General features: G+C 68.5%; 25 protein-coding genes. 17 read left to right on the plus strand and 8 right to left on the minus strand.

All coding sequences use genetic code 11. The features are described 5' to 3' along the window. Nucleotides 1–197: 197 nt before the first annotated feature. The 14 genes from rpsJ to AC3ERS_RS05085 all read left to right on the plus strand — a co-directional run bounded on the left by rpsJ (nt 198) and on the right by AC3ERS_RS05085 (nt 9,529). Entirely contained in the window at nt 198–503 is a 306-nt protein-coding gene (gene rpsJ / locus AC3ERS_RS05020; RefSeq protein WP_003938093.1) for a 30S ribosomal protein S10, read from the plus strand. Between the two features lie 14 nt (nt 504–517). Beyond that, nucleotides 518–1,183 carry a 50S ribosomal protein L3 gene (rplC, locus tag AC3ERS_RS05025; protein WP_431963966.1) on the plus strand — a complete coding sequence of 222 codons (666 nt, stop codon included), beginning with the start codon at nt 518–520 and terminating at the stop codon, nt 1,181–1,183. After that, nucleotides 1,180–1,854, plus strand: a complete 675-nt coding sequence (rplD, locus tag AC3ERS_RS05030) for a 50S ribosomal protein L4 (RefSeq protein ID WP_431963968.1) — start codon at nt 1,180–1,182, stop codon at nt 1,852–1,854. Before rplC ends, rplD begins: the two co-directional genes overlap by 4 nt. Beyond that, complete coding sequence (gene rplW / locus AC3ERS_RS05035) at nt 1,851–2,156, plus strand: 50S ribosomal protein L23 (RefSeq protein WP_011207266.1); 306 nt, start codon at nt 1,851–1,853, stop codon at nt 2,154–2,156. The genes rplD and rplW overlap by 4 nt, the downstream gene beginning before the upstream one ends. Nucleotides 2,157–2,189: 33 nt before the next feature. Continuing rightward, on the plus strand, nt 2,190–3,026 hold the full coding sequence (gene rplB, locus AC3ERS_RS05040; protein ID WP_067785345.1) for a 50S ribosomal protein L2: 837 nt from the start codon (nt 2,190–2,192) through the stop codon (nt 3,024–3,026). 15 nt (nt 3,027–3,041) lie between these two features. Further along, nucleotides 3,042–3,323 (plus strand): 30S ribosomal protein S19, encoded by a 282-nt coding sequence (gene rpsS, locus AC3ERS_RS05045; RefSeq protein WP_067785343.1) that lies wholly within the window; start codon nt 3,042–3,044, stop codon nt 3,321–3,323. Further along, a complete protein-coding gene (rplV, locus tag AC3ERS_RS05050; protein WP_062983231.1) occupies nt 3,320–3,718 on the plus strand; it encodes a 50S ribosomal protein L22 in 399 nt (132 codons plus the stop codon). Before rpsS ends, rplV begins: the two co-directional genes overlap by 4 nt. After that, a complete protein-coding gene (gene rpsC / locus AC3ERS_RS05055; protein WP_431963971.1) occupies nt 3,719–4,528 on the plus strand; it encodes a 30S ribosomal protein S3 in 810 nt (269 codons plus the stop codon). Between the two features lie 3 nt (nt 4,529–4,531). Beyond that, the gene (rplP, locus tag AC3ERS_RS05060) at nt 4,532–4,948 is read left to right on the plus strand and encodes a 50S ribosomal protein L16 (RefSeq protein WP_067785334.1); all 417 of its coding nucleotides are present in this window, start codon (nt 4,532–4,534) and stop codon (nt 4,946–4,948) included. Continuing rightward, nucleotides 4,948–5,187: a 50S ribosomal protein L29 gene (gene rpmC / locus AC3ERS_RS05065; RefSeq protein WP_011207272.1), complete on the plus strand. Its 240-nt coding sequence runs from the start codon at nt 4,948–4,950 to the stop codon at nt 5,185–5,187. Before rplP ends, rpmC begins: the two co-directional genes overlap by 1 nt. Next, a complete protein-coding gene (gene rpsQ / locus AC3ERS_RS05070; RefSeq protein WP_431963973.1) occupies nt 5,184–5,456 on the plus strand; it encodes a 30S ribosomal protein S17 in 273 nt (90 codons plus the stop codon). Before rpmC ends, rpsQ begins: the two co-directional genes overlap by 4 nt. 105 nt (nt 5,457–5,561) lie before the next feature. Beyond that, entirely contained in the window at nt 5,562–6,032 is a 471-nt protein-coding gene (locus AC3ERS_RS05075) for an NUDIX domain-containing protein (protein ID WP_431963975.1), read from the plus strand. Between the two features lie 240 nt (nt 6,033–6,272). Beyond that, the gene (locus AC3ERS_RS05080) at nt 6,273–7,088 is read left to right on the plus strand and encodes a phosphatase (protein ID WP_431963977.1); all 816 of its coding nucleotides are present in this window, start codon (nt 6,273–6,275) and stop codon (nt 7,086–7,088) included. Nucleotides 7,089–7,381: 293 nt separating this feature from the next. Continuing rightward, nucleotides 7,382–9,529, plus strand: a complete 2,148-nt coding sequence (locus AC3ERS_RS05085; RefSeq protein WP_431963979.1) for an MMPL family transporter — start codon at nt 7,382–7,384, stop codon at nt 9,527–9,529. A gap of 233 nt (nt 9,530–9,762) precedes the next feature. Here AC3ERS_RS05085 and AC3ERS_RS05090 read toward each other — a convergent pair whose 3' ends face one another. The 3 genes from AC3ERS_RS05090 to AC3ERS_RS05100 all read right to left on the minus strand — a co-directional run bounded on the left by AC3ERS_RS05090 (nt 9,763) and on the right by AC3ERS_RS05100 (nt 13,130). Further along, nucleotides 9,763–11,748, minus strand: coding sequence for a hypothetical protein (locus tag AC3ERS_RS05090; protein WP_431963981.1), 1,986 nt, complete (start codon nt 11,746–11,748; stop codon nt 9,763–9,765). Nucleotides 11,749–11,923: 175 nt separating this feature from the next. Continuing rightward, nucleotides 11,924–12,319: a VOC family protein gene (locus AC3ERS_RS05095; protein WP_431963983.1), complete on the minus strand. Its 396-nt coding sequence runs from the start codon at nt 12,317–12,319 to the stop codon at nt 11,924–11,926. 67 nt (nt 12,320–12,386) lie between these two features. Continuing rightward, a complete protein-coding gene (locus tag AC3ERS_RS05100; RefSeq protein ID WP_431963985.1) occupies nt 12,387–13,130 on the minus strand; it encodes a CPBP family intramembrane glutamic endopeptidase in 744 nt (247 codons plus the stop codon). A gap of 221 nt (nt 13,131–13,351) precedes the next feature. Here AC3ERS_RS05100 and AC3ERS_RS05105 point away from each other — a divergent pair, with 221 nt between their 5' ends. Next, on the plus strand, nt 13,352–13,759 hold the full coding sequence (locus AC3ERS_RS05105; protein WP_431963987.1) for a hypothetical protein: 408 nt from the start codon (nt 13,352–13,354) through the stop codon (nt 13,757–13,759). Between the two features lie 87 nt (nt 13,760–13,846). Here AC3ERS_RS05105 and AC3ERS_RS05110 read toward each other — a convergent pair whose 3' ends face one another. The 3 genes from AC3ERS_RS05110 to AC3ERS_RS05120 form a co-directional block, all read right to left on the minus strand. Continuing rightward, a complete protein-coding gene (locus tag AC3ERS_RS05110) occupies nt 13,847–14,776 on the minus strand; it encodes an RluA family pseudouridine synthase (RefSeq protein ID WP_431963989.1) in 930 nt (309 codons plus the stop codon). Nucleotides 14,777–14,950: 174 nt separating this feature from the next. After that, the gene (locus AC3ERS_RS05115) at nt 14,951–15,403 is read right to left on the minus strand and encodes a TIGR03667 family PPOX class F420-dependent oxidoreductase (protein WP_431963991.1); all 453 of its coding nucleotides are present in this window, start codon (nt 15,401–15,403) and stop codon (nt 14,951–14,953) included. Nucleotides 15,404–15,470: 67 nt separating this feature from the next. Beyond that, nucleotides 15,471–15,665 (minus strand): hypothetical protein, encoded by a 195-nt coding sequence (locus AC3ERS_RS05120; protein WP_431963993.1) that lies wholly within the window; start codon nt 15,663–15,665, stop codon nt 15,471–15,473. A 267-nt stretch (nt 15,666–15,932) separates the two neighbouring features. On the opposite strand from AC3ERS_RS05120, the gene AC3ERS_RS05125 reads away from it, so the two are divergent. Beyond that, nucleotides 15,933–17,783, plus strand: a complete 1,851-nt coding sequence (locus AC3ERS_RS05125) for an ABC transporter ATP-binding protein (protein WP_431963995.1) — start codon at nt 15,933–15,935, stop codon at nt 17,781–17,783. Continuing rightward, on the plus strand, nt 17,780–19,516 hold the full coding sequence (locus tag AC3ERS_RS05130) for an ABC transporter ATP-binding protein (RefSeq protein ID WP_431963997.1): 1,737 nt from the start codon (nt 17,780–17,782) through the stop codon (nt 19,514–19,516). Before AC3ERS_RS05125 ends, AC3ERS_RS05130 begins: the two co-directional genes overlap by 4 nt. A 135-nt stretch (nt 19,517–19,651) precedes the next feature. Here AC3ERS_RS05130 and AC3ERS_RS05135 read toward each other — a convergent pair whose 3' ends face one another. Together AC3ERS_RS05135 and AC3ERS_RS05140 are read right to left on the minus strand one after the other, a co-directional pair. Beyond that, entirely contained in the window at nt 19,652–20,359 is a 708-nt protein-coding gene (locus tag AC3ERS_RS05135; RefSeq protein WP_431963999.1) for a siderophore-interacting protein, read from the minus strand. 168 nt (nt 20,360–20,527) lie between these two features. Beyond that, nucleotides 20,528–21,910, minus strand: coding sequence for an alpha/beta hydrolase family protein (locus AC3ERS_RS05140; RefSeq protein ID WP_431964001.1), 1,383 nt, complete (start codon nt 21,908–21,910; stop codon nt 20,528–20,530). Between the last annotated feature and the right edge of the window lie 81 nt (nt 21,911–21,991).

Here is a 21,991-nt window from a genome sequence, read left to right on the forward strand (position 1 = left end):
GATCGGGCGTGCCCGGTCGCGGTCTCCACTGAGCCGGATCTTGCCCGAGCGGGAGCCCTGCGGTTACGCAAGCTTCCCCCTCCGGGCCTGACCCACTCGAGCTGGGACGTCTTCGTGTGTTCGGGCTGTGCAAATGAGGGTGGTGCGGAAGCCCGGCTTCCGGATCACGAAGGAAAGCGGAGAAAAGGACACTTAGCGTGGCGGGACAAAAGATCCGCATCAGGCTCAAGGCCTATGACCACGAGGCGATCGATGCGTCTGCGCGCAAGATCGTGGAGACGGTGACCCGCACCGGGGCCCGTGTCGTGGGCCCGGTGCCGTTGCCGACCGAGAAGAACGTGTACTGCGTCATCCGTTCGCCGCACAAGTACAAGGACTCGCGCGAACACTTCGAGATGCGTACGCACAAGCGCCTCATCGACATCCTCGACCCGACGCCGAAGACGGTCGACGCGCTCATGCGCATCGATCTGCCGGCCAGCGTCGACGTCAACATTCAGTGACGGGGACTCGAGACATGACTGACAACAAGAACCGGCCCGCGGCCGGCATCCTGGGCACCAAGCTCGGCATGACCCAGGTCTTCGACGAGAAGAACCGCGTCGTTCCGGTCACCGTCATCAAGGCGGGCCCGAACGTGGTCACCCAGATCCGCACGGTGGAGCGCGACGGCTACAGCGCCGTCCAGGTCGCCTTCGGCGCCATCGACCCCCGCAAGGTGAACAAGCCGGTCTCCGGCCAGTTCGCCAAGGCGGGCGTCACCCCGCGCCGCCACGTCGCCGAGATCCGGGTCGAGGACGCGTCCACCTTCGAGGTCGGCCAGGAGATCAGCGCCGACGTGTTCGAAGAGGGCAGCTACGTCGACGTCACCGGCACCAGCAAGGGCAAGGGCTTCGCGGGCACCATGAAGCGCCACGGCTTCCGTGGTCAGGGTGCCTCGCACGGTGCGCAGGCCGTGCACCGCCGCCCGGGTTCCATCGGTGGCTGCGCCACCCCCGGCCGCGTGTTCAAGGGCATGCGCATGTCGGGCCGGATGGGTAACGACCGCGTCACCACCCAGAACCTGTCGGTTCACAAGGTGGACGCCGAGAACGGCCTGCTCCTGATCAAGGGTGCGATCCCGGGTCGCAAGGGCGGCGTCGTGATCGTCAAGAGCGCCGTGAAGGGTGGTGCGCACGCATGACCAGCCTCGAGAAGAAGGCCAACCTGACGCTGCCGGTCAAAGAGATCGGTGGCAAGACCAACGGCACCGTCGAGCTCCCCGCGGAGATCTTCGACGTGACCGCCAACATCGCGCTGATGCACCAGGTGGTCGTCGCGCAGCTGGCCGCGGCCCGTCAGGGCACCCACGCGACCAAGACTCGCGGCGAGGTCTCCGGTGGTGGCAAGAAGCCGTACCGCCAGAAGGGCACCGGTCGCGCCCGCCAGGGTTCGACCCGCGCGCCGCAGTTCGCGGGCGGTGGCACCGTGCACGGCCCGCAGCCGCGCGACTACAGCCAGCGCACCCCGAAGAAGATGAAGGCCGCCGCCCTGCGTGGCGCCCTGTCGGACCGGGCCCGCAACGAGCGCATCCACGTGATCACCGAACTGGTCGCGGGTCAGTCCCCGTCGACCAAGACCGCCAAGAGCTTCCTGGCCGAGCTGTCGGACCGCAAGAAGTTCCTGGTCGTCGTCGGCCGCGAGGACATCGCCGCGTGGAAGAGCGTGGCGAACCTGCAGAACGTGCAGCCGATCGCCCCGGATCAGCTCAACACCTACGACGTCCTCAACAGCGACGACGTGGTGTTCAGCGTCGAGGCCCTGAACGCTTTCGTTCACGGTCCCGCCGAGGCGGCACAGGAGGAGAGCAAGTGACCACCATCGCCGACCCCCGCGACATCCTGCTGGCGCCGGTCATCTCGGAGAAGTCCTACGGACTGATCGAGGAAGGCACCTACACCTTCCTGGTGCACCCGGACTCCAACAAGACGCAGATCAAGATCGCCGTCGAGAAGGTCTTCGGTGTGAAGGTCACCAGCGTCAACACCGCCAACCGTCAGGGCAAGCGCAAGCGGACCCGCTTCGGTTACGGCAAGCGCAAGAACACCAAGCGTGCGCTCGTGACCATCTCGGCCGACAGCAAGCCCATCGAGATCTTCGGAGGCCCGGTCGCGTAAGCGAGCGGGAATCCAGAAAGTAGAGAAGAACTCATGGCAATTCGCAAGTACAAGCCGACTACCCCCGGTAGGCGCGGGTCGTCCGTCTCCGACTTCGCCGAGATCACCCGGTCCACCCCGGAGAAGTCGCTGCTGCGTCCGCTGACCAAGACCGGCGGTCGTAACGCGCACGGCCGCATCACCACTCGCCACCGCGGTGGCGGGCACAAGCGGGCCTACCGTCTGATCGACTTCCGTCGCCTGGACAAGGACGGCATCCCGGCCAAGGTCGCGCACATCGAGTACGACCCGAACCGGACCGCCAACATCGCGCTGCTCCACTACGTGGACGGCGAGAAGCGCTACATCATCGCGCCGAAGGGTATCCAGCAGGGCACCCCGATCGAGTCCGGCCCGACGGCCGACATCAAGCCGGGCAACAACCTGCCGCTGCGCAACATCCCGACCGGTACCACCATCCACGCGGTGGAGCTGCGTCCGGGCGGCGGCGCCAAGCTGGCCCGTTCCGCGGGCATGAGCATCCAGCTGCTCGGTAAGGAAGGCCCCTACGCCACGCTGCGTATGCCCTCCGGCGAAATCCGTCGCGTCGACGTGCGCTGCCGCGCCACCGTCGGCGAGGTCGGCAACGCCGAGCAGTCGAACATCAACTGGGGCAAGGCAGGCCGCATGCGCTGGAAGGGCCGTCGCCCCACGGTCCGTGGTGTCGTCATGAACCCCGTCGACCACCCGCACGGTGGTGGTGAGGGCAAGACCTCCGGTGGTCGCCACCCGGTCTCGCCGTGGGGTCAGCCGGAAGGCCGCACCCGCAAGCCCAACCGTCCGAGCGACAAGCTCATCGTCCGCCGTCGCAAGACCGGCAAGAAGCGCTGAAGGAGGAGGTAAGAAATGCCACGCAGCCTCAAGAAGGGCCCGTTCGTCGACGACCACCTCCTCGCGAAGGTGGACGTGCAGAACGAGAAGGGCACGAAGCAGGTCATCAAGACCTGGTCGCGTCGTTCGACCATCATCCCGGATTTCATCGGGCACACCTTTGCGGTGCACGACGGCCGCAAGCACGTCCCCGTGTTCGTCTCGGAGTCCATGGTCGGGCACAAGCTCGGTGAGTTCGCGCCGACCAGGACGTTCAAGAGCCACGTCAAGGAAGACCGGAAGAGCAAGCGGCGATGACGACTGAGACTCAGAACCCCACTGCCCGGGCGACCGCCAAGCACGTGCGCGTCACCCCGATGAAGGCTCGTCGTGTCGTGGACCTGGTCCGCGGCAAGCGGGTCGAGGACGCTCTCGCGATCCTGAAGTTCGCGCCGCAGGCCGCGAGCGAGCCGGTCGCCAAGGTCGTCGCCAGCGCCGCGGCCAACGCCGAGAACAACCTCGGCCTGAACCCGGCCACGCTGGTCATCTCGACGGCGTACGTCGACGAGGGCGCCACCATGAAGCGTTTCCAGCCGCGCGCCCAGGGCCGCGCGTTCCGGATCCGCAAGCGCACCAGCCACATCACCATCGAGGTCGAGAGCGTGCCCACCGCCGGTGCTGCTCGCAGCCGCCGGAAGGGAGGGGCAAAGTAAATGGGACAGAAGATCAACCCCCATGGCTTCCGCCTCGGTATCACCACCGACTGGAAGTCGCGTTGGTACGCGGACAAGCAGTACGCGGACTACGTGAAGGAAGACGTCGCCATCCGTCGGCTGCTGGCCAACGGCATGGAGCGGGCGGGCATCTCGAAGGTCGAGATCGAGCGCACCCGTGACCGCGTGCGTGTGGACATCCACACCGCGCGTCCGGGCATCGTGATCGGCCGCCGCGGCGCGGAAGCCGACCGCATCCGTGCCGAGCTGGAGAAGCTCACCGGTAAGCAGGTTCAGCTGAACATCCTCGAGGTCAAGAACCCCGAGTCGGACGCGCAGCTGGTTGCCCAGGGTGTGGCCGAGCAGCTGTCCAACCGTGTGGCGTTCCGTCGCGCGATGCGCAAGGCCATCCAGTCGGCCATGCGTTCGCCGAACGTCAAGGGCATCCGTGTGCAGTGCTCGGGCCGCCTCGGCGGCGCCGAAATGTCGCGCTCGGAGTTCTACCGTGAGGGTCGGGTGCCGCTGCACACGCTGCGCGCCGACATCGACTACGGCCTCTACGAGGCCAAGACCACCTTCGGTCGCATCGGCGTGAAGGTCTGGATCTACAAGGGCGACATCGTCGGTGGCAAGCGTGAGCTGACCGCCGCGAGCGCTCCGGCGGGCGATCGCGATCGTCCGCGCCGGGAGCGGCCGAGCCGCCCGCGTCGGTCCGGTTCCACCGGCACCACCGCGACCGGCAGCACCGAGGCCGGGCGCTCCGCCGCCACTGCGGTGGCTGACGCCCCGGCAGAGAAGCAGGAGGGCTGACGCATGCTGATGCCTCGCAAGGTCAAGCACCGCAAGCAGCACCACCCGAGCCGTTCGGGCATGGCCAAGGGCGGTACGTCGGTGGCCTTCGGTGACTTCGGTATCCAGGCGCTCGAGCCTGCCTACGTCACCAACCGGCAGATCGAGTCGGCGCGTATCGCGATGACTCGCCACATCCGCCGTGGCGGCAAGATCTGGATCAACATCTACCCGGATCGCCCGCTGACCAAGAAGCCTGCCGAGACCCGCATGGGTTCCGGTAAGGGTTCGCCGGAGTGGTGGGTCGCGAACGTCAAGCCCGGCCGCGTGATGTTCGAAATGTCGTACCCGAACGAGGAGATCGCTCGCGAGGCGCTGCGCCGCGCGATGCACAAGCTCCCGATGAAGTGCAGGATCGTGACCAGGGAGGAGCAGTTCTGATGGCAACTGGTACACCGGCCGCAGAGCTCCGCGAGCTCACCGAAGAGGAACTCGTCTCCCGCCTGCGTGAGTCGAAGGAAGAGCTGTTCAACCTGCGCTTCCAGATGGCGACGGGTCAGCTGGACAACAACCGTCGTCTGCGCGTCGTTCGTCACGAGATTGCGCGCATCTACACGGTCATGCGTGAGCGTGAGCTCGGTCTGGCCACCGGACCCGCAGGTAAGGGAGATGCGGCATGAGCGAGAACACCACTCAGGAGCGCGGCCGTCGTAAGGTGCGGATCGGCTACGTCGTCTCGGACAAGATGAACAAGACGATCGTGGTCGAGCTGGAGGACCGGGTGAAGCACCCGCTCTACGGCAAGATCATCCGTACCACCTCGAAGGTCAAGGCCCACGACGAGAACGAGATCGCCGGCATCGGCGACCGCGTTCAGCTGATGGAGACCCGCCCGCTGTCGGCCACCAAGCGCTGGCGTCTGGTCGAGGTCCTGGAGAAGGCGAAGTAATTCCCCGCTCCGCGGCTTGAATCTCGAAGGCCCGCTTCCCCGTTCGGGAAGCGGGCCTTCGCCGTCTTCGGGATAGGATGATCACACCGAAGCGAGGTGGTTGGGGTGACCGACGTCGAGGACGGGCTGGCGCGCCCGCGACTTGCGGCAGGTGCGCTGTTCGCGCGCGGTGAGCGGATATTGCTGGTGCACAAGATCTATGGCAATGGGTGGGATCTGCCGGGCGGGCTCGTCGAGGACGGGGAGTCGCCCGCGGCGGCGTGTCGTCGGGAGGTGCGCGAGGAGTTGGGGATCGATCGGACGCCCGGTCGGTTGCTCGTCCACGACTGGGCGCCGTACCCGGGGGAAGGGGACAAGATCCTGTACGTGTTCGACGGCGGGGAGTTGGGCGCCGACGAAAAGGCGATCGAGCTTCAGGCCGAGGAGCTGGACGACTGGTGCTGGGTCGGGCTCGACACGCTCGACGACTACGTCGTTCCCCGGCTGGCCCGCCGCGTACGCCATGCGCACATTGCCAAGTGTGCCGGGCGCACCCGCTATTTGGAGCACGGCGAGCTGGTAGCGAACGCGAACTAGCGGGGCACTGCTGGGTCTGCCGGGGCACCAGGAACTCGGGGCCGTATTCCGAAGGTCGGATGCGCCGGGCTCGGATGTCATTCCGCGGGTTGAGGTGGTGGTGTTCCCCGCCGGAACCTGTCAGAAGGCTGATTACCGCGGGTAACGTACTCGGTGATCGGCCGTTGCGTCGAGTGGCGAGTCGGCCGGTGGATATCGGACCGCGCCGGACATGGGGCCGAACCAGTTCGGAGGGGTGCGATGGGATCGGAGCGGGTGTCGCGAGCGGAGTTGCGGGAGCAACTGGTGCGCAGCGGAATCGCCGGGGAAGTGGCGACGCCGCGGGAGGGGAATCTGCGGCATTACGGGCGGATGGTGGCCAAAGATCCGCGGTATCAGTTCGGATTGCGCCTGCGCGATTGGTCGTTCGACGAGACGCTGGCGATGATGGCGCGGCTGTGCGGTGTCGATCCGAATCCGGAACACACCCACGGCGTCGACACCATCGATCCGGATCTCACGCTCGACGCGCTCGACGCGATGGGGGAGCGCATCGGCGCCGCGGCGGCCGAGGGTGCGACGGTGCTGCTGGCGACCGGACATCCGGCGACGCTGCTCGGCGTGTACCGCGCGATCGAGGATGCGCTGCGCGCCGCCGGGTGCGCCGTGCTCACGCCCGCGGCGGGCTGGTCGTACGAATCCCGGCTCTGGGAGCCGGCCCCGCATCGCGAAATCGCTTATGCCTCAGGCGTCGCCGCACTGATCGGCACCGACGGACGGTGGCGGCACACGCACGATCCCGAGCCGATGCGGGCCGCGCTCGCGAGTCTGGACGGCGAACTCCCACGCCTGGTCGTCGCCGATCACGGCTGGGCGGGCGCGGCGGGGGAAGCGGGCATCGACACCGTCGGCTTCGCCGACTGCAACGATCCGGCGCTCTTCGCCGGTCTCGACGAGGGCAAGATCGCGGTCACCGTCCCCCTCGACGACGGCCTCGACCCCCACGTCTACGAGCCGCTCACGGCGTACCTCCTGCACCGCGCGCAACTCACCAAGCCACCACGCCGCCTGAGTTAGCCACCATTTCACTCTGCTCGTTCGCCTATCGCGGCCGATAGCGGCGCTCTTGCGCTATACGTATACATCTACTTATAGTGTGTCGAGACAGAGTGCGGGTGAACGCGCACGACGTCATCCACAACCGCACAGCGCCCGACTACGACGGACCGAATGAGGGCCCGCCGCTAGCTGATGCATGCCTGTATGCGCATTCACGAATGAAAGCGGGGAAATCATGACCAACCATCAGCAGCACGGACCCTCCCAAGACCTCGACAGCTGAGCCGATCCAGGCCAACGAAAGGACCTTCATGTTCGGCCGACTCGGGCGTCTCGTCGTCCACCACCCGTGGAAGGTGATCGGCGTGTGGCTGATCGCCGCCATCGCGCTGGTGGCTTCCGCCCCGGAATTCACCTCGACCACCGACCAATCCCGCTTCTTGCCCTCGCATTACGAGTCGATCAAGGCGATGGAGTTGCAGGAGAAGGCATTTCCGCAGAATTCCCCGCCCGCGGCGCTGATCGTCTTCGCCCGCGAGGACGGCGCCGCGCTCACCGAGAACGACTCGGCAGCGGTGGCCGCCGCCGCCACGGCGCTCGGCGGTGAGAACATCGAGGGCGTCACCGGAATTCAGGCGACGCCGCCCTCGGACAACCGGCTGATCCAGGTCATCGCGGTGCAGATGACCAAGGTCACCAGCGCCTCCGACAAGACCCAGGGCGACGCGGTGAAGAGCCTGCGCGACAGCCTGAAAGAGCAGGTGCGCGACACCGATCTGAAGGCGGGCATCACCGGCGCCGTCGCGCAGACGCTCGACCAGACCGAGTCCGGCGAGCGGGGCTTGGCCATCGTCGGCGCGGCGACGATCGTGCTGATCTTGGCGCTGCTTCTGATCATCTTTCGCAGTCCGGTGATCGCGCTGCTTCCCGTGGTGGTGATCGGCGGTGTCTCCAGCATGGTGGGCAGCCTGATCGCCATGGCGGCCAACGCCTTCGATCTGGAGATGGACGCCTCGGTCAACTCCATCCTCGTGGTCGTGCTGTTCGGCGTCGGCACCGACTACATCCTGTTCCTGATGTTCCGGTACCGGGAACGACTGCGCGCGGGCGAGGATCCCAAGACCGCGATGGTCAGCGCCGTCACCCGTGTCGGCGAGGCCATCACCTCGGCGGCGGGCGCGGTGATCATCGCCTTCATGGCGCTGACGCTCTCCAGCCTGGGCATGTTCCGTGCGCTCGGGCCCGCGCTGGCGATCGCGGTCGCGGTGGCGCTGGTGGCGGGACTCACCTTGGTGCCCGCGATCGTCTCCCTGCTCGGCACCAAGGTGTTCTGGCCGTCCAAGGCGTGGCGGGTGGAGCCGAAGGGCGCGCGGTTCGCCGCGATCGGCAGGGCGATGGGTAAGCGGCCCGGCGTCTTCGCCGTCGTCTCCGGTGGTGTGCTGGTGGCGTTGAGCGTCTTCGCCGTCGGGTTCAACCCCACCTTCGATCTCGGCTCGGGCTCGACCTCCGACGCTTCCGAATCCGTGGTCTACAACAAGGAATTGCTGAAGGGCATGCCCGCGGGCGCGACCCAGCCGTCGGACGTGCTGCTGCACGCGCCGGACGGGCAGTTGACTCCCGATCAGTTGCAGGGCTACCGGGCGGCGCTCGCCCAGGTGCCCGGGGTGGGCGCGGTCGGCGGACCGATGGTGTCGGCCGACGGAACCATCGCGAACTTCCAGGTGACCCTCGCCGACGCGCCGGAATCCGATGCCGCGCTGGACACGGTCCGCGGACCGTTGCGCACGGCGGCGCACGACGCGGCGCCCGCGGGCGCGACGGTGGCGGTCGGCGGCATCACCGCGGTGTTCGTCGACTTCCAGGACGCCATGAACCGCGACTACGCGATCGTGTTCCCGGTGGCGGCGATCCTGATCATGCTCGTGCTCGCCCTGCTGCTGCGCAGCCTGGTCGCGCCGTGGTATCTGATGGCCTCGGTCTTCCTCGGCTTCGCCGCGACCCTGGGTGCCACGGTGCTGGTCTTCCAGCACATCCAGGGCGCTTCCGGCCTGATCTTCACGCTGCCGGTGATCATGTACCTGTTCGTCGTCGCACTCGGCACCGACTACAACATCCTGATGATCGCCCGATTGCGCGAGGAAACCCGGGAGGGCCGCGACCCGCGCGAGGCGGCGGCGCTGAGCGTCCGCCACACCGGCCCGACGGTCGCCGCGGCGGGCGTCATCCTGGCGGGCACCTTCGCCTCGATGATGCTGGCGGGCAACAGCACGCTCTCCCAGATGGGCTTCGCGATCTCGGTCGGCATCGGCATCGCCGCCTTCGTCATGGCGATGTTCTTCACCCCGGCGATCACCGCCCTCCTCGGTCATCGCGCCTGGTGGCCGGGGCACGGTGATCGCGCACCGAAGTCGGCCGAAAGTGGTTCTAGCGAAGTGGATTACGCGCGTGCCACGTACTGACACGACGTCCGCTGACGCCGGGCGAGTGGAGGCGGCGCGTGGTAGGTCTGCCGCCGGGGGCTGGCAGAGCTGAACCGTGATTCGATCGGGCTGTTTCGTCGAAAGTTATTCGACGAACAGCCCTTTCGGCGTTCGGTGGGTGATCGACGCAGCGTTCACGCAATCCTCCCGCCCCGTGTCGAGCCCCATCGTAGGCCGGGGTGTGCCTCAGATCTCGCTGCGCGGCAACGGGTTCAGCTGCTGGTCGCGTACGGGCGGCGGACCTTGTGGGCGGCGTCGATGACGCGAGCCACGGCGGAGCCGGACACGCCCACCTCCTTGGCGATGCCTGCGCTGGACCAGGCCTGGTCGGCGAGGGTGAGAATGTCGGCGATCTGCTCGACCGGCAGCTTGGAGAGGCCCTGCTCGGCGATGTTCCGCGCGACCAGGCGGACCTCGTCCTCGGCGCTGTCCGGTTCCTGGTCGAGATCGTCGTCCTCGGCGTCCTCCTCGGCGATGGCGCGCTGGGTGGCGAGGATGATCTCGGTGCTGCGCGGACGCAACGGTTCCGGCTCGGGCTCCAAGGTGAGCTGTTCGGCAGCGGCCTCGGCGCGCACGCGTGGGGTCGAGTCGTCGGACTTCGAGCCGGAATCGGTGTGTTGCCGAGTGGTTCGGTCTTCAGCCGGTTCGGGGTCGGTGGCTGGTTTGCCCTCGTCCTCCACCGCTTCCTCGTCGCGGGCGGGCGCCGACTTGCCGCCGCGGATCGCCTGGAACTCGGCGAGCTCGACGGCGTCGGTCGTGTTCACGGGTTCGGCCGCTTCGGCGTCCTCGGGCTGCGGGTACGAAATGGTTTGCAGGGCATGGGATCCGGCCCACATCGACGGCGTGGTCCGGCCGTTGCCGTTGACCGGCCGGAGCCTGGTCTGCGCGATGTGGAGCGGCTGCGCGGCGGCGTCGTCGGCGGTATGGGCCGAGCGGCCGTTGGACGATCCGTTGCGTCGCGGCGTCCGCGGGGCGTCGTCCTCTTCGGCGAGCCCGCCGGTGAGCAACGAGAGCGGAACCAAATACGACAGCCCGGTCATCGAACCGCGAGCCGTAGCCGCGTCCGGTCCGGACTCCTCGTCGGCGGAAGCGGAGGTGTCCTCGGAAGTGAACGTGCCTGCGTCCTCGGAAGCGGAGGTGTTCTCGGCGGTGGAAGTGCCTGCGTCCTCGGAAGTCGAAGTTCCTGCGGGAGTGGCTCCGGCGTGGCGACCGTCGAGCGGCTGCTTCTCCGCGTCGGCGGCGGATTCCACGGAAGTCGGCCGAGTGTTCTGGAGCGGTCGCGGTTCGACGCCGTCCGTCCGGGAGGCGGACGTGGCATCGATGTCCGTCGCCGCGATCGCGCTCGGTCCACCGGTCGAATCCACGACCAGCCCGGCGGTATCCCACTGCCTCGTGTCCGCGGACCCGTACGCCCCGCGCAACTTCGGCACGGCGGTGTCGTCCACGATCGGCACGCTGTCGATGAGCTGCGCGTACCGCGCCGCGACCCAGGCGTGCAACCAGATCACCACGCCGACCATCGCCGGCGCGATCGCGAATTCGGCCGCTCGCCCGAGATCGCCCGCGGCCAGGTGCGGCCCGGTGTTCAGCGCGATGGTGGTGCCGAGCAGCGCCGCCTCGAAGACGATCACCTTGCCGCGCGGGAGCTCTCGCCCCCAGCGTGCCGCGGTCGTCGCGACCACCATGATGGTGATGATCGGGATGGAGATCATCGCCTCGATGCCATAGCTGAGCCAGTACAGCGGATCGGACATATCGCCGCTCGGGACGAGGTTGTGCTGCACGTTCACGCCCGCCCACACCATGCCGAGAATCACGACGGCGATCAGCGCCCGCGAGGACCATTCGGCACGGCGGTAGAGCTGAGCCAGCCGCGCGTCCTGGTTGGCGACGCGCCGCCGGGCCGCCAGCGCGCGGCGGTGCCAGCGCGCGTCGTCCTCCTCGGCGCGGCGGATGGCGGCCCCGGTGCGACGGTCGAGCTTCTCGGCGGCCAGCTCGTCCTCGACGGCGCGCCGCCGCTGACCGCGACGTTGGGCCCGAATCCATTCCGCGAGTTCACGTTCCGCGGCGATCTCGGCCTCGGAGAGCACCTCGACCAATGCGGTGTCGTGCTGCAGCGGCAGTTTCCCGCGCGCCGTCGCGACCCGTTGTGCCAGTGCCGCTATCTCGGAATTGCCGGTCGACGGTTCGTCGGGCATCGCGAGCCTTCCCTGGAGCCGATATCGGGCCGATTTCTCGGCGTCGACAAGTGTGCTCGAACATATGTGTGAACGCGATGAGACTAAACCGACGGCCCGCCGCGGTCAATGCGAACGGCGGCAGTGCGCGAGAGTGCCGAGCGTCTGCCCCGGTAGTGCGGGCCTCGGGGGAAGGTCAAGCGTCCTTATGACACACGGCTTCCAGCAGCACGCCGTCGTACCCGATCCAGAAGGTCGCGAAATAGGGCGGCGGATACTCCGGGAATTCGCGTGGCGGATGGACAATTTCGTCGCCGCGCGCGGCCGCCCAGGAATGCACCGCGTCGACGTCGGCGCGCGTGCGCACCATGAAGGCGAGGTGTTGCAGTCCCGGTTTCACGCGCGAATATCCCGGCTGTTCGGCCGGATAGAAGAACAGGTAGGTCCCGACTTTGCCGCGGGCGGGCCGGTAGGCGAACTGAGTGTCGTCCAGCAGGAAACGCTCGTAGTCGACGAGCGGCATCATTTCGTCGTAGTACGCGCGCGCCGCGGCGAGATCCGTGACGTTGATGCCGAGATGTCCGAGGGGCACTACTCGAACTTAGAGCCGCGGCCGTGGACTGGGAAGGATGCTTGACGCGCCAAGCGACGGCCCGACGCTAGGCCAGGGTCGTGTGCCAGACGAGCGCGGCGGCGAGTGCGCCCGCGCCGTTGACCGACCAATGCAGTGCGATGGGTGCGAGCAGGCTGCCGCTGCGGCGGCGCAGCCAGGTGAAGACGACGCCTGCGGCGGCGGTCGCGGCGACCGCGAGCAGGATGCCGACGATCTGTCCCGCCAGGCCGCCGCCGAGGAAGCCGGTGAGCCCGCGGTTGCTGGTCGTCAGGCCGAAGGACGAGGCGATGTGCCAGAGGCCGAAGAGCAGCGAACCCGCCGCGAACACCCCGCGCGCGCCGTAGACGCGATCCAGGGTGCCGTGCAGCACGCCGCGGAAGGCGAGTTCCTCGGGGATGACGGTCTGTAGCGGGATGACGATCATCGACGCGATGAGCGCGCCGGAGATGGTGGCGTACCGGTCGGCGAGGAAGAACGGGCGCGTCGCGGGCAGCAGCGCCCCGACGGCCACGGCCGCGAGCACGATGCCGACCGCGGCCAGCGCGTACAGCGATCCGCGCCGCCAGTGCCTGGGGGAGAGTCCGAGTTCGGCCCAGCCGAGCCCTCGCCTGCGGACCAGGGCGAGCAGGACGATCGCGGCGATCGGAACGGTGACGATGCTGGCCCACGCGGTGGTGAAGTGCGCGATCAGGTTGGTGCCCGCGAGGACGACGATCACGACCGCTACATCGATATAGGCATGCAGTTTGTTGTGGGTGGGGGCCGCTTCCTCGAGGTCCGTTTGACGCACCCGGCCCAGTGTAGGGTCCGGCCCGCGCGGTTCGCCCTTGGTTGAGCGCCTGATCACAGGTGCCGATTTTCACCGCGAGCGTGGTCTCGCGGAGGCTATCCTGTGACCAATCTGAATGAAACATGTTTCAGTTTTTTCGCCAATCTGGCCCGTAGGGAACTGGACGGTCGATACAGTCCGATCGTTCGCACCCGGTGTGCGTCTCGAAGAGGAGTTTCCGAATGACTAGAACCCAGAGGCGGATCGGTCGCCGGCTCGGCGTCGGCCTGACGACGCTGGTCGCGGCGGGTTGCGCGGCGATACTGACCGCGCCCTACGCGTCCGCGACGGTCGACGACCTCAGCGTCTCGGCGGGCAACCCGCAGGCGGGCTGCACCTATGAGATCACCGCGAAGGTGAATCACTGGTTCGAGGTCTGGTTCTACGACAACGCGCTGGTCATTCCGGGCAGTCCGGTGAAGCCGGTCAACGGCGTGGCGACCGTCCAGTGGAAGCCGAAGAAGTCGGGCACCCACACGCTGGCCGCGCTTCAGGGCTTGGCCTACGAGATCAAGGTGAACGTGGCCGAGCCCACCCTCACCGGCAGCGCCACCTGCGGCGCCGGACCCCTGGCCTGGATGGGGTCCTGAGAGAGCCGCGCCCGCGACGGGCAGAGCCATCGTCGCGGGCGCTCGGGCCGGCCGGCTACCCCTGTTCCGCCGGCCGGCCCGCCTTCGTCAGCACGCCCAGGCGGCGTGGTCCGTCCACGCCTGGAGGGTTCTCGTCGTCTCGAATCGTCGCGGCGCGCCGGTGACCGGATCGGTGAACTCGAGCGAGGCGGCCAGCAGTTGTAGCGGCCGGGTGAAATCGTGCACCGGCTTGTCGGTGAGACGAGGATAGAAGTCGTCCCCGAGGATCGGCACGCCGAGTCCGTTCATGTGCAGGCGCAGCTGGTGGGTCCGCCCGGTCAGCGGCCGCAGCCGATAGCGGCCGAGTCCGTCGCGGTGTTCGAGCAGGTCGACGACCGTTTCCGCGTTGGGTTCGCCCGCAACCTCTTGGGCGGCGAGCACCTGCTTCTCCTTGACTATGCGGCTGCGCACCGTGCGCGGTAGGTCCAGATCGGGGCGGTAGGGGGCGATCGCCTCGTATTCCTTGCGCACCGCCCGCCGGTGGAACATCGTCTGGTACGCCCCGCGCCGGGCCGGGTCGACGACGAACAGCAGCAGTCCCGCGGTCACCCGGTCGAGTCGGTGGGCGGGCACCAGATCGGGCAGATCCAATTCCTGACGCAGCCGGACCAGCGCGGTCTGCCGGATGTGCTGCCCGCGCGGAATGGTGGCGAGGAAATGCGGCTTGTCCACAACCAGCAGGTGATCGTCGCGGTGCACGACGGTGATGTCGAACGGCACGTCGGTTTCGTCCGGCAGGTCGCGATGGAACCACACTGCTCCGCCGGGGACATACGGCGCGTCCGGCGCGATGGGCCCGTCGAGATCGACGATCCCGCCCTCGCGCAGCAGTTCATCGATCCGTTCCGGCGCGACCCGGGGAAGTCGCTCGACCAGATGGTCGCGAATCGTCGCCCATTCGCCCGTTTCCGGCAGTCTCAGCCGGGCCGGGTCCAAGCCGTACCGCTTGGGCAGCGGCGGCTGCTGCCTTCTTCTCATCGGCGACAACTCTAATCGCCCCAGGTCAGCAGGCCGCGACCGGGCGGTCGGAGCTCGGGCGTCGCGAGGCCGGGGTGGTCGGGCGCGAGGAGGGCGCGACCCCGAGGCCGGCGCGCGTGGTGTGCTGCCGCCACCCCGGCAGTCGCGGCAGCCCGCCGGTTCTCGTCGCCGAATTCAGAAGCCGCGCAACCGATCCGGCGTAATCCGAATGGGCACCGAGTATTCCGCGTAGAACTCGTCCGCCGACATCTTGATGTCCGCCAAGCCCTCGGTGTACTTCGCTGTGTACGAGGCGATTTCGTCGTCGGACGGCCGTTCTTCGACGATGCGCGCCGTTCCGGTCAGTACCACCACCTCGCCGCCGTGCGCGTTGCTGTTGAGATTCAGCGAGACACGCGGGTTGCGGGCGATATTGCGCACCTTCGCCTTGTCCGGCTGGCTGAACAGGAGGAACTCGCCGTCGCGCCACTGGAACCACACGGGGTTCGGCTGCGGCGTGCCGGACGGGCCGACGGTGGTGAGCCAGAGGACGGACTCGCGGCCGAGGCGCTCGGCGACCTTGGCGCCGAAGTCGGTGGCGGTGTCGACGACGGGCGCGGCGGGGCGATCGGATGCCGTTGTGGTCATGCTGTGGTCAACGTCTCCGGCCGCGCCCCGATTCCGGTCGGCGCGCAGGTGTCCGAATACCGCGAGTTCAGGGCTCGGCGCGTTCGTCGAGCACCATCCGCCGCGTCTCGACGAGGGTCTGCCGCGCTCGTCGGCGCACCCGGCACAGTTCGACGGAGCAATTCAGATGGATCTGCATCGCGCGGTGGGCCTGGGGCGCGGAGAGTTCCCCTGGATCGGCGTAGCAATCGGTAATGGCCGAAACAATGTGCGTGACAAACATTTCCACAACCTCCGACTCTGGAGACGGGTAGCTATCGGGGAAAAGTACTTCCCGAGCCGGTGTTTCGGAACCGAGACGAAGCGCCGTTCACGCAACTGTCGACGCGGCGTCGGACAGCGGCAAGCCGCGGACTCGCGCCGCCACCGGTGGTCGGCCGCCCGTTCGCCTGCCGTTCCCCCATCTCAGGGAAAGTTAGCCTTACCTATCTTTCTGTGTGAAGATGGGGCGGATTCCGGCGAGGTACGCCAGAACGAGAGGCGAGGACACATGACGGTGGAGGTCACGCCGCGTGCGGCGGCGGAAACGGGGAACCGGCCGCCCCGCGCGGTGGCGAAACAACGCAAGCAACAGCAGGCGCTGGCGCGCAAGGAGATTCTCGCGCCGGTGCAGGGTGCGCTGACGCTCGCCACTGTCGTCATGGCGATCGCCTCGGTGTGCACCGTGGTGCCGTTCATCCTGATCGTCGAGGCCTGCCGCGAGCTGCTCGACGACCCGGTGGACACCGACCGGGTGTGGCGGCTGTTCGGCCTCGCCATGCTGGTGCTGCTGGTGCGCGCCCTGCTGCAAGCGGCGGCGCTGACCTGGACACACCTGGTGGATGGCGGCTACCAGCTCACCGTGCGCCGCGCGCTCGCCGCCAAGCTGACCAGGGTGCCGCTCGGCTGGTTCGGCGAGCACGGTTCGGGCGAGGTGAAGAAGTATCTGCAAGACGATGTGGAGGCGCTGCACTATCTGGTGGCGCACGCGCGGCTGGAGTTCGTCGGCGCGCTGCTCGTCCCGCTGGTCTCGCTCGGCTATCTGTTCACCGTGGACTGGCGGCTGACGCTGATCCTGCTGGTGCCGCTGCTCGCCTACGCCATGGCCTTCCGCACGATGATGAACCGCGAGAGCATGGACCGTCTCGCGGTCTACACCCGCTGGGAGCGCCGGGTGCAGCAGGCGACCATCGAGTTCGTCGACGGCATCCAAGTGGTCCGCGCCTTCGGGCAGGCGGGCAAGGCGCATCGCGATTTCCAGGACGCCGTCGACGGCCAGGCCGACAGCTTCGACCGATGGAAGACGCCGATGATCCGGCTCCAGGCGGTGGCCGACATCATGATCTCCCCGGTGTTCGTGATGCTGGTGATCGTCGTCGCCGGATTGGCGGGCGTCGGCGCGGACTGGCTGGCTCCACTCGATGTGCTGCCGTTCCTGCTGGTCGGTCTCGGTCTCGGCAGCGCGCTGCTCGGCCTCGGTTACGGGGGACAGGCGCTGCGCGCCGCGGGCGCGGCGGCCGAGCGTCTGTACGAGGTGCAGCAGAGCCTTGAACTCGCCTCGGCCGCACCGGGATCCGACGACCCGAGCGACGCCGAGCCGGGCCTCGTCCGTTTCGAATCCGTCGGGTTCGGCTACCGCGACGGCCACGATGTGCTGCGCGACATCGACCTGGAGCTGCGACCGGGCACCATCACCGCGCTGGTCGGCCCCAGCGGCTCCGGCAAGTCGACGCTGGCCAAACTGCTGCCCCGCTTCTACGACGTCGGGTCCGGCCGGATCACCATCGGCGGCCGCGATATCCGCGACTACCCGAGCGAAGACCTCTATCGCACCGTCGGTTTCGTGTTCCAGGACGTGCGGCTGATCCGCGGCACCATCCGCGAGAACCTGCTGCTCGCGGCCCCTGCCGCCGACGGCGCCGCGCTGGAGCGGGCCGCCCGCGCCGCCCAGATCCACGACCGCATCCTCGCACTGCCCCGCGGCTACGACTCCGAGATCGGCGTCGACGCCACGCTCTCCGGCGGTGAGGCGCAACGGCTTTCGGTGGCCCGCGCGCTGCTCGCCGATACGCCCGTGCTGGTGCTGGACGAGGCGACCGCCTTCGCCGACCCCGAGTCGGAGGCGGCTGTGCAGGACGCGCTCGCGGCGCTGGTGGCCGGGCGCACCGTGCTGGTCATCGCACACCGGCTGCACACCATCACGGGTGTGGATCGGATTCTGGTGCTGGAGAACGGCTCCCTCGTCGAGCAGGGCGACCACCGCACCCTGTGCGAGGCGGGCGGCGTCTACCAGCGGCTCTGGGAGATCAACGAGGCGGCACTCGGCGCGGTCTCGCTCGTGGAAAGTGAGGCAGCCCGATGATTCGCAAAGTTCTCGGCCTGGTGCCCGCCGAATTCGCCCCCCTGACACCGCGTTTGCTCGCCGCGATCCTGGCGCAGGCGATCAGCCAGGCGATCGGGTATCTGCTGCTGGTGCCGGTGCTCGAGGCACTGTTCGACGACGACCTCGGCCGCGCCTGGTTCTACGCGCTGCTGATGCTGGTCGCGGTCGGCGCCGTGGCGGTGTTCGGCTACCTACAGGCCTCGCTCGGCCTGCGCATCGCGGTCGGCATGCAGCGCGGCCTGCAAACCCGGCTCGGCGATCATCTGAACGCGCTGCCGCTCGGCTGGTTCGAAACCCGCAGCGCCGGACCGCTGTCGCGGGTCACGGTGGAGAACGTGCGCGAGATCCAGGGCACCGTCGCCTATCTGATCGCCAAGGTGGTCACCGGCATCGTGGTCCCGCTCGGCGTCGCCGTCGGCATGCTGTTCATCGACTGGCGGATCGCGCTGGCCATGCTGCTCGCCGCCCCGGTCCTCTTCCTCGTCAACGGCCTCGCGGGCCGCGCGTACCAGCGGGCCGACAAGGGCATGCACGAGGCGGCGGCCGAAGCCGATTCGCGCGTGGTGGAATTCGCGCAGGCCCAGCCGGTGCTGCGCGCGTTCGGCGCGGTCGGGTCGGGCAACAAGGCGCTGGACGGCGCGCTGCGGCAGCAACGGTCGGCCAACACCAGGATGGTCTTCACCTCGGTGCCGAGCCTGATCGTCTTCGCGCTCTTCGTGCAGGCCGTGTTCCTGGTCCTGGTCTACGTGGTGATCGCCAGGGTGACCGACGGCGTGGTGTCGGCCGCCGTCGCGATCGCGCTGATCGCCGTGAGTTCGCGATTCATCGAGCCGTTGAATCAGGCCGCGCAGCTGGGCAACGGACTGCGCTCGGCCGCCGCCGCGGTCGACCGGGTCTCCGCGCTGCTCGCGGAACAAGCCCTGCCCGAGGCGAACTCGCCGGTGACGCCGGGCGCGCCGACCGTGGTGTTCGACAACGTGAGTTTCGGCTACCGCCCGGGCGAGCCGGTGCTCTCCGGCATCACCTTCAGCGTCCCGGCGGGAACCACGACCGCGATCGTCGGCCCCAGCGGCGCGGGTAAGACGACGCTGCTGCGGTTGGCCGCGCGGTTCTACGACGTGGACGGCGGACGGGTCGCCGTCGGCGAACACGATGTGCGCGACCAGCCTTCGGAGACGCTGCTGAACCAGCTGTCGCTGGTCTTCCAGAACGTCTACCTGTTCGACCGGTCGGTGGCGGACAACATCCGGATCGGCCGCCCCGAGGCCACCGACGCCGAGGTGCGCCGGGCCGCCGAGGCCGCGCGGGTGGACGAGATCGCCGAGCGCCTGCCGGACGGCTACGACACCGCCGTCGGCGAGGGCGGTGCCGCGCTGTCCGGCGGTGAGCGGCAACGGGTCTCGATCGCCCGCGCGCTGCTGAAGGACGCGCCGATCGTGCTGCTGGACGAGGCGACCAGCGCGCTGGACCCGCACAGCGAGGCGGTGGTGGTGCGCGGCGTGCACGAACTCACCAGGGGCAAGACCGTGATCGTGGTGGCGCACCGCCTGGCCACCATCGCGCACGCGGACCAGATCCTGTTCGTCGACGGTGGTCGTATCGTCGAACGCGGCACGCACACCGAGCTGCTGGCGCAGGGCGGTCGCTACGCCGACTTCTGGAACGAGCGCAGCCGCGCGTCCGGCTGGCGGCTGGAACCGGCCGCGGTGTGAGGCGATGACAACGAGATCGGGCCGCCGCGGAGTGTTCCGCGGCGGCCCGATCGGTTCCTGTGTGCACGACTGGCGGTATCGGACGGAGTCCGTCGATCGACTCCGCGCATGGCAGGAGCGAAGGCGGAGGTGCGCTTACTTCCAGTAGGCCTGGTACTTCAACTGGGATTTCGCCATGTTGTGGGAGGTCTTGAGTGTCTTGACGATCGAGCGGGTGGTGTGGCCGTCGCAGGCCACCCACGCGAAAGCGTCCGCGGGGCAGGAGATCGCCTGGGCTTGTTCGCGCAGCAGGCGGCCGTCGTCCACGCGCTGGAGCCAGGTGACCTGGTGGTGCGGCTTGTTGCGGACGGGCAGCGTCTGGTCGGACTCGTACTGCCATTCCAGGAAGACACGAGCGGGCACGTCGCCGATCGCGTCGAGCAGCGAGTTGATCGCGGGCAGCGAGGCGGTGTCGCCGAAGAGGAGGTATTCGCTCGGCGGCGTCTCCGGCAGCTCGAACTTCGACCCGAGCACCGACGCCTCGATCTCGTCGCCGACCTTGGCCCGCTGCGCCCACACGCTCGCCGGCCCGGTGTGCACCGCGAACTCGATGTGAAAGTGGTCGCTCGCGGGGTCCTGATCGATGGTCGTGAAAGCCCGATGGTGCAGCTTGTCGGTCTCCGCATCCGGGATCCACAGCCGGATGAACTGCGTCGGGTGCACCGGGTGATCGGCAAGCAACCCGCCCGCGGTGAACCCGATCCGCTGGCATTTGTCGGTGACAGCCTCGGTCGACGTCACGCGCAGTCGGTAGTCATCGGCGCGCCACACCTTCATGATGACGCCGTTTGCCCCTCGTCCCATGGGGCATAAGGTTAGCCTATCCACGCTTGGCGATGAAGTCCGTCCTCGGCTTGCGCACCGCAGCAGCGGAGGCAGAGGGACGCCCGGTGGTTGCCGAACGCGGCTCATCCCTAGCTCGCGAATCGCCGCGTCGAACGAATCGCCCTCCGCCGGGCGCGAATACGTTGGTCAGTGTCCGACGGCTCCGCCCCGAATATCGCGGTGCGCCACGGCCGTCGCCACCACGTCGGCGCGCGGCCCGCCCAGCGGTTCGCTCAGAAACGCTGCCAGGATGTCGGCGGTCGCGCGCTGCGTCGGTACCGGTCCCCGCGAACCGCCGATCAGCTGGGCCACCGCGAACCGGCCCGGCCCGGAGAGGAAGAGCGGCGCGTCGGTGAAGCTGTAGTGGTTGGCGTCGCCGATTTCGAAACGGAAGCCGCCCGCGCCCAGCCTGCCGAGCAGCGCGGCGTTGCGCTCCAGGAACCGCTCGGAATGTCCTGTCTCGTCGTGCTCGCTCTCCAACAGCAGGAAAGGTTGGCGCAGCGTGCGATTGGGCAGATCGCCGTACAGCGTGCCGTCGATGTTCGCCGCGGCGCGGATGCGGTCGTCGTCGGCGGCCGCGGCGGCCGCGGCCGCCCCGCCGAACGAATGCCCGATGACGGCGATGCGCTCGGTGTCGAGATGACCGGAGAGACGCGGGCCGAGCGCGCCAGGCCGTTCCAATCGATCGAGGACGAACCGCAGATCGGCGGCCCGCACCGCCTGTCGCACGCTCATGTACCGCTCTCCGGCGGCGTCGTCGGCCGGGAAGTCGTCCACCGCCGTCGCGAGACGTCCGTCGGCGAGCTCGACCACGGCCGCCTCGTAGGGGTGATCGACGGCGAGAACCACGAACCCGCGGCTGGCCAGATCGGCGACCAGCCCGGTGTGGAACGCACGCGGCGCACCGTATCCCGGCGAGAACAGCACTACCGGCCAGCGGTCCCGGTCTCGGGCCAGGGACGCGCGATCGTCGGCGTGCGTGTCGATGCGGTCGTAGCCGCGCATGAGGAAGCTCGGAATCTGGCTCACCCGCCGCGGCAGCTTGCCTAGTCCGTCGAGGTAGCGTGAGCCGCTTCCGGTCGGCTCGGCGGCCGGATACCAGGCTTGCGCGATGACGTTGCGGCGGTCGGCCGGGTCGTCCGTCGCGGCTTCCGGCCGGTCCGGATCGACCCAGCGGAATGTCTCGGTGCCGACCGGATACGGTCCGCTCGGCGCGGGCAGCGTCGGCACCGGCGGCAGCACCCACGCGAAAGCCGCCGCGACGACGAGCATTCCGACGCCCACGCGCGCCGCGATCCCGCCTAGACGCCTGCTCGGCCGCGCCGCGACGAACCATGCCGTGACCACGAGCAGCAGATACGTCGGAACGAACTGCCAGTAGAACCCTTCGCGCAGCCACTGGACCGCCGCCACGAGCGCAACCCCGCCGAGCAACCCCAGCGCAGGCGCACGCCCGATTCGCGCGGTGCACATCACCACCACCGCGCATACGACCGCGGCCACAGCGATCACCACATCGATCAGCGACATATCCGCCTCGCTTCCGCTCGGACAACGGATTCGGGCTCCAGCCTGACGCGCGATCGGGTCATCGCGCGTCGGCAGCAGGTC

The sequence above is a fragment of the Nocardia sp. bgisy134 genome (assembly GCF_057708325.1).

Bases quoted from the DNA above. Each gene is read 5' to 3' on its own strand.
- AC3ERS_RS05085 (WP_431963979.1), top strand. From the start codon at position 7,382: ATGTTCGGCCGACTCGGGCGTCTCGTCGTCCACCACCCGTGGAAGGTG.
- rplV (WP_062983231.1), top strand. From the start codon at position 3,320: ATGACGACTGAGACTCAGAACCCCACTGCCCGGGCGACCGCCAAGCAC.
- AC3ERS_RS05130 (WP_431963997.1), top strand. From the start codon at position 17,780: ATGATTCGCAAAGTTCTCGGCCTGGTGCCCGCCGAATTCGCCCCCCTG.
- rpsQ (WP_431963973.1), top strand. From the start codon at position 5,184: ATGAGCGAGAACACCACTCAGGAGCGCGGCCGTCGTAAGGTGCGGATC.
- AC3ERS_RS05105 (WP_431963987.1), top strand. From the start codon at position 13,352: ATGACTAGAACCCAGAGGCGGATCGGTCGCCGGCTCGGCGTCGGCCTG.
- rplB (WP_067785345.1), top strand. From the start codon at position 2,190: ATGGCAATTCGCAAGTACAAGCCGACTACCCCCGGTAGGCGCGGGTCG.
- AC3ERS_RS05090 (WP_431963981.1), bottom strand. From the start codon at position 11,748: ATGCCCGACGAACCGTCGACCGGCAATTCCGAGATAGCGGCACTGGCA.
- rplP (WP_067785334.1), top strand. From the start codon at position 4,532: ATGCTGATGCCTCGCAAGGTCAAGCACCGCAAGCAGCACCACCCGAGC.
- AC3ERS_RS05140 (WP_431964001.1), bottom strand. From the start codon at position 21,910: ATGTCGCTGATCGATGTGGTGATCGCTGTGGCCGCGGTCGTATGCGCG.
- rpsS (WP_067785343.1), top strand. From the start codon at position 3,042: ATGCCACGCAGCCTCAAGAAGGGCCCGTTCGTCGACGACCACCTCCTC.
- rplD (WP_431963968.1), top strand. From the start codon at position 1,180: ATGACCAGCCTCGAGAAGAAGGCCAACCTGACGCTGCCGGTCAAAGAG.
- AC3ERS_RS05115 (WP_431963991.1), bottom strand. From the start codon at position 15,403: ATGACCACAACGGCATCCGATCGCCCCGCCGCGCCCGTCGTCGACACC.
- AC3ERS_RS05120 (WP_431963993.1), bottom strand. From the start codon at position 15,665: ATGTTTGTCACGCACATTGTTTCGGCCATTACCGATTGCTACGCCGAT.
- AC3ERS_RS05110 (WP_431963989.1), bottom strand. From the start codon at position 14,776: ATGAGAAGAAGGCAGCAGCCGCCGCTGCCCAAGCGGTACGGCTTGGAC.
- rpmC (WP_011207272.1), top strand. From the start codon at position 4,948: ATGGCAACTGGTACACCGGCCGCAGAGCTCCGCGAGCTCACCGAAGAG.
- AC3ERS_RS05080 (WP_431963977.1), top strand. From the start codon at position 6,273: ATGGGATCGGAGCGGGTGTCGCGAGCGGAGTTGCGGGAGCAACTGGTG.
- AC3ERS_RS05125 (WP_431963995.1), top strand. From the start codon at position 15,933: ATGACGGTGGAGGTCACGCCGCGTGCGGCGGCGGAAACGGGGAACCGG.
- rpsC (WP_431963971.1), top strand. From the start codon at position 3,719: ATGGGACAGAAGATCAACCCCCATGGCTTCCGCCTCGGTATCACCACC.
- AC3ERS_RS05135 (WP_431963999.1), bottom strand. From the start codon at position 20,359: ATGGGACGAGGGGCAAACGGCGTCATCATGAAGGTGTGGCGCGCCGAT.
- rplC (WP_431963966.1), top strand. From the start codon at position 518: ATGACTGACAACAAGAACCGGCCCGCGGCCGGCATCCTGGGCACCAAG.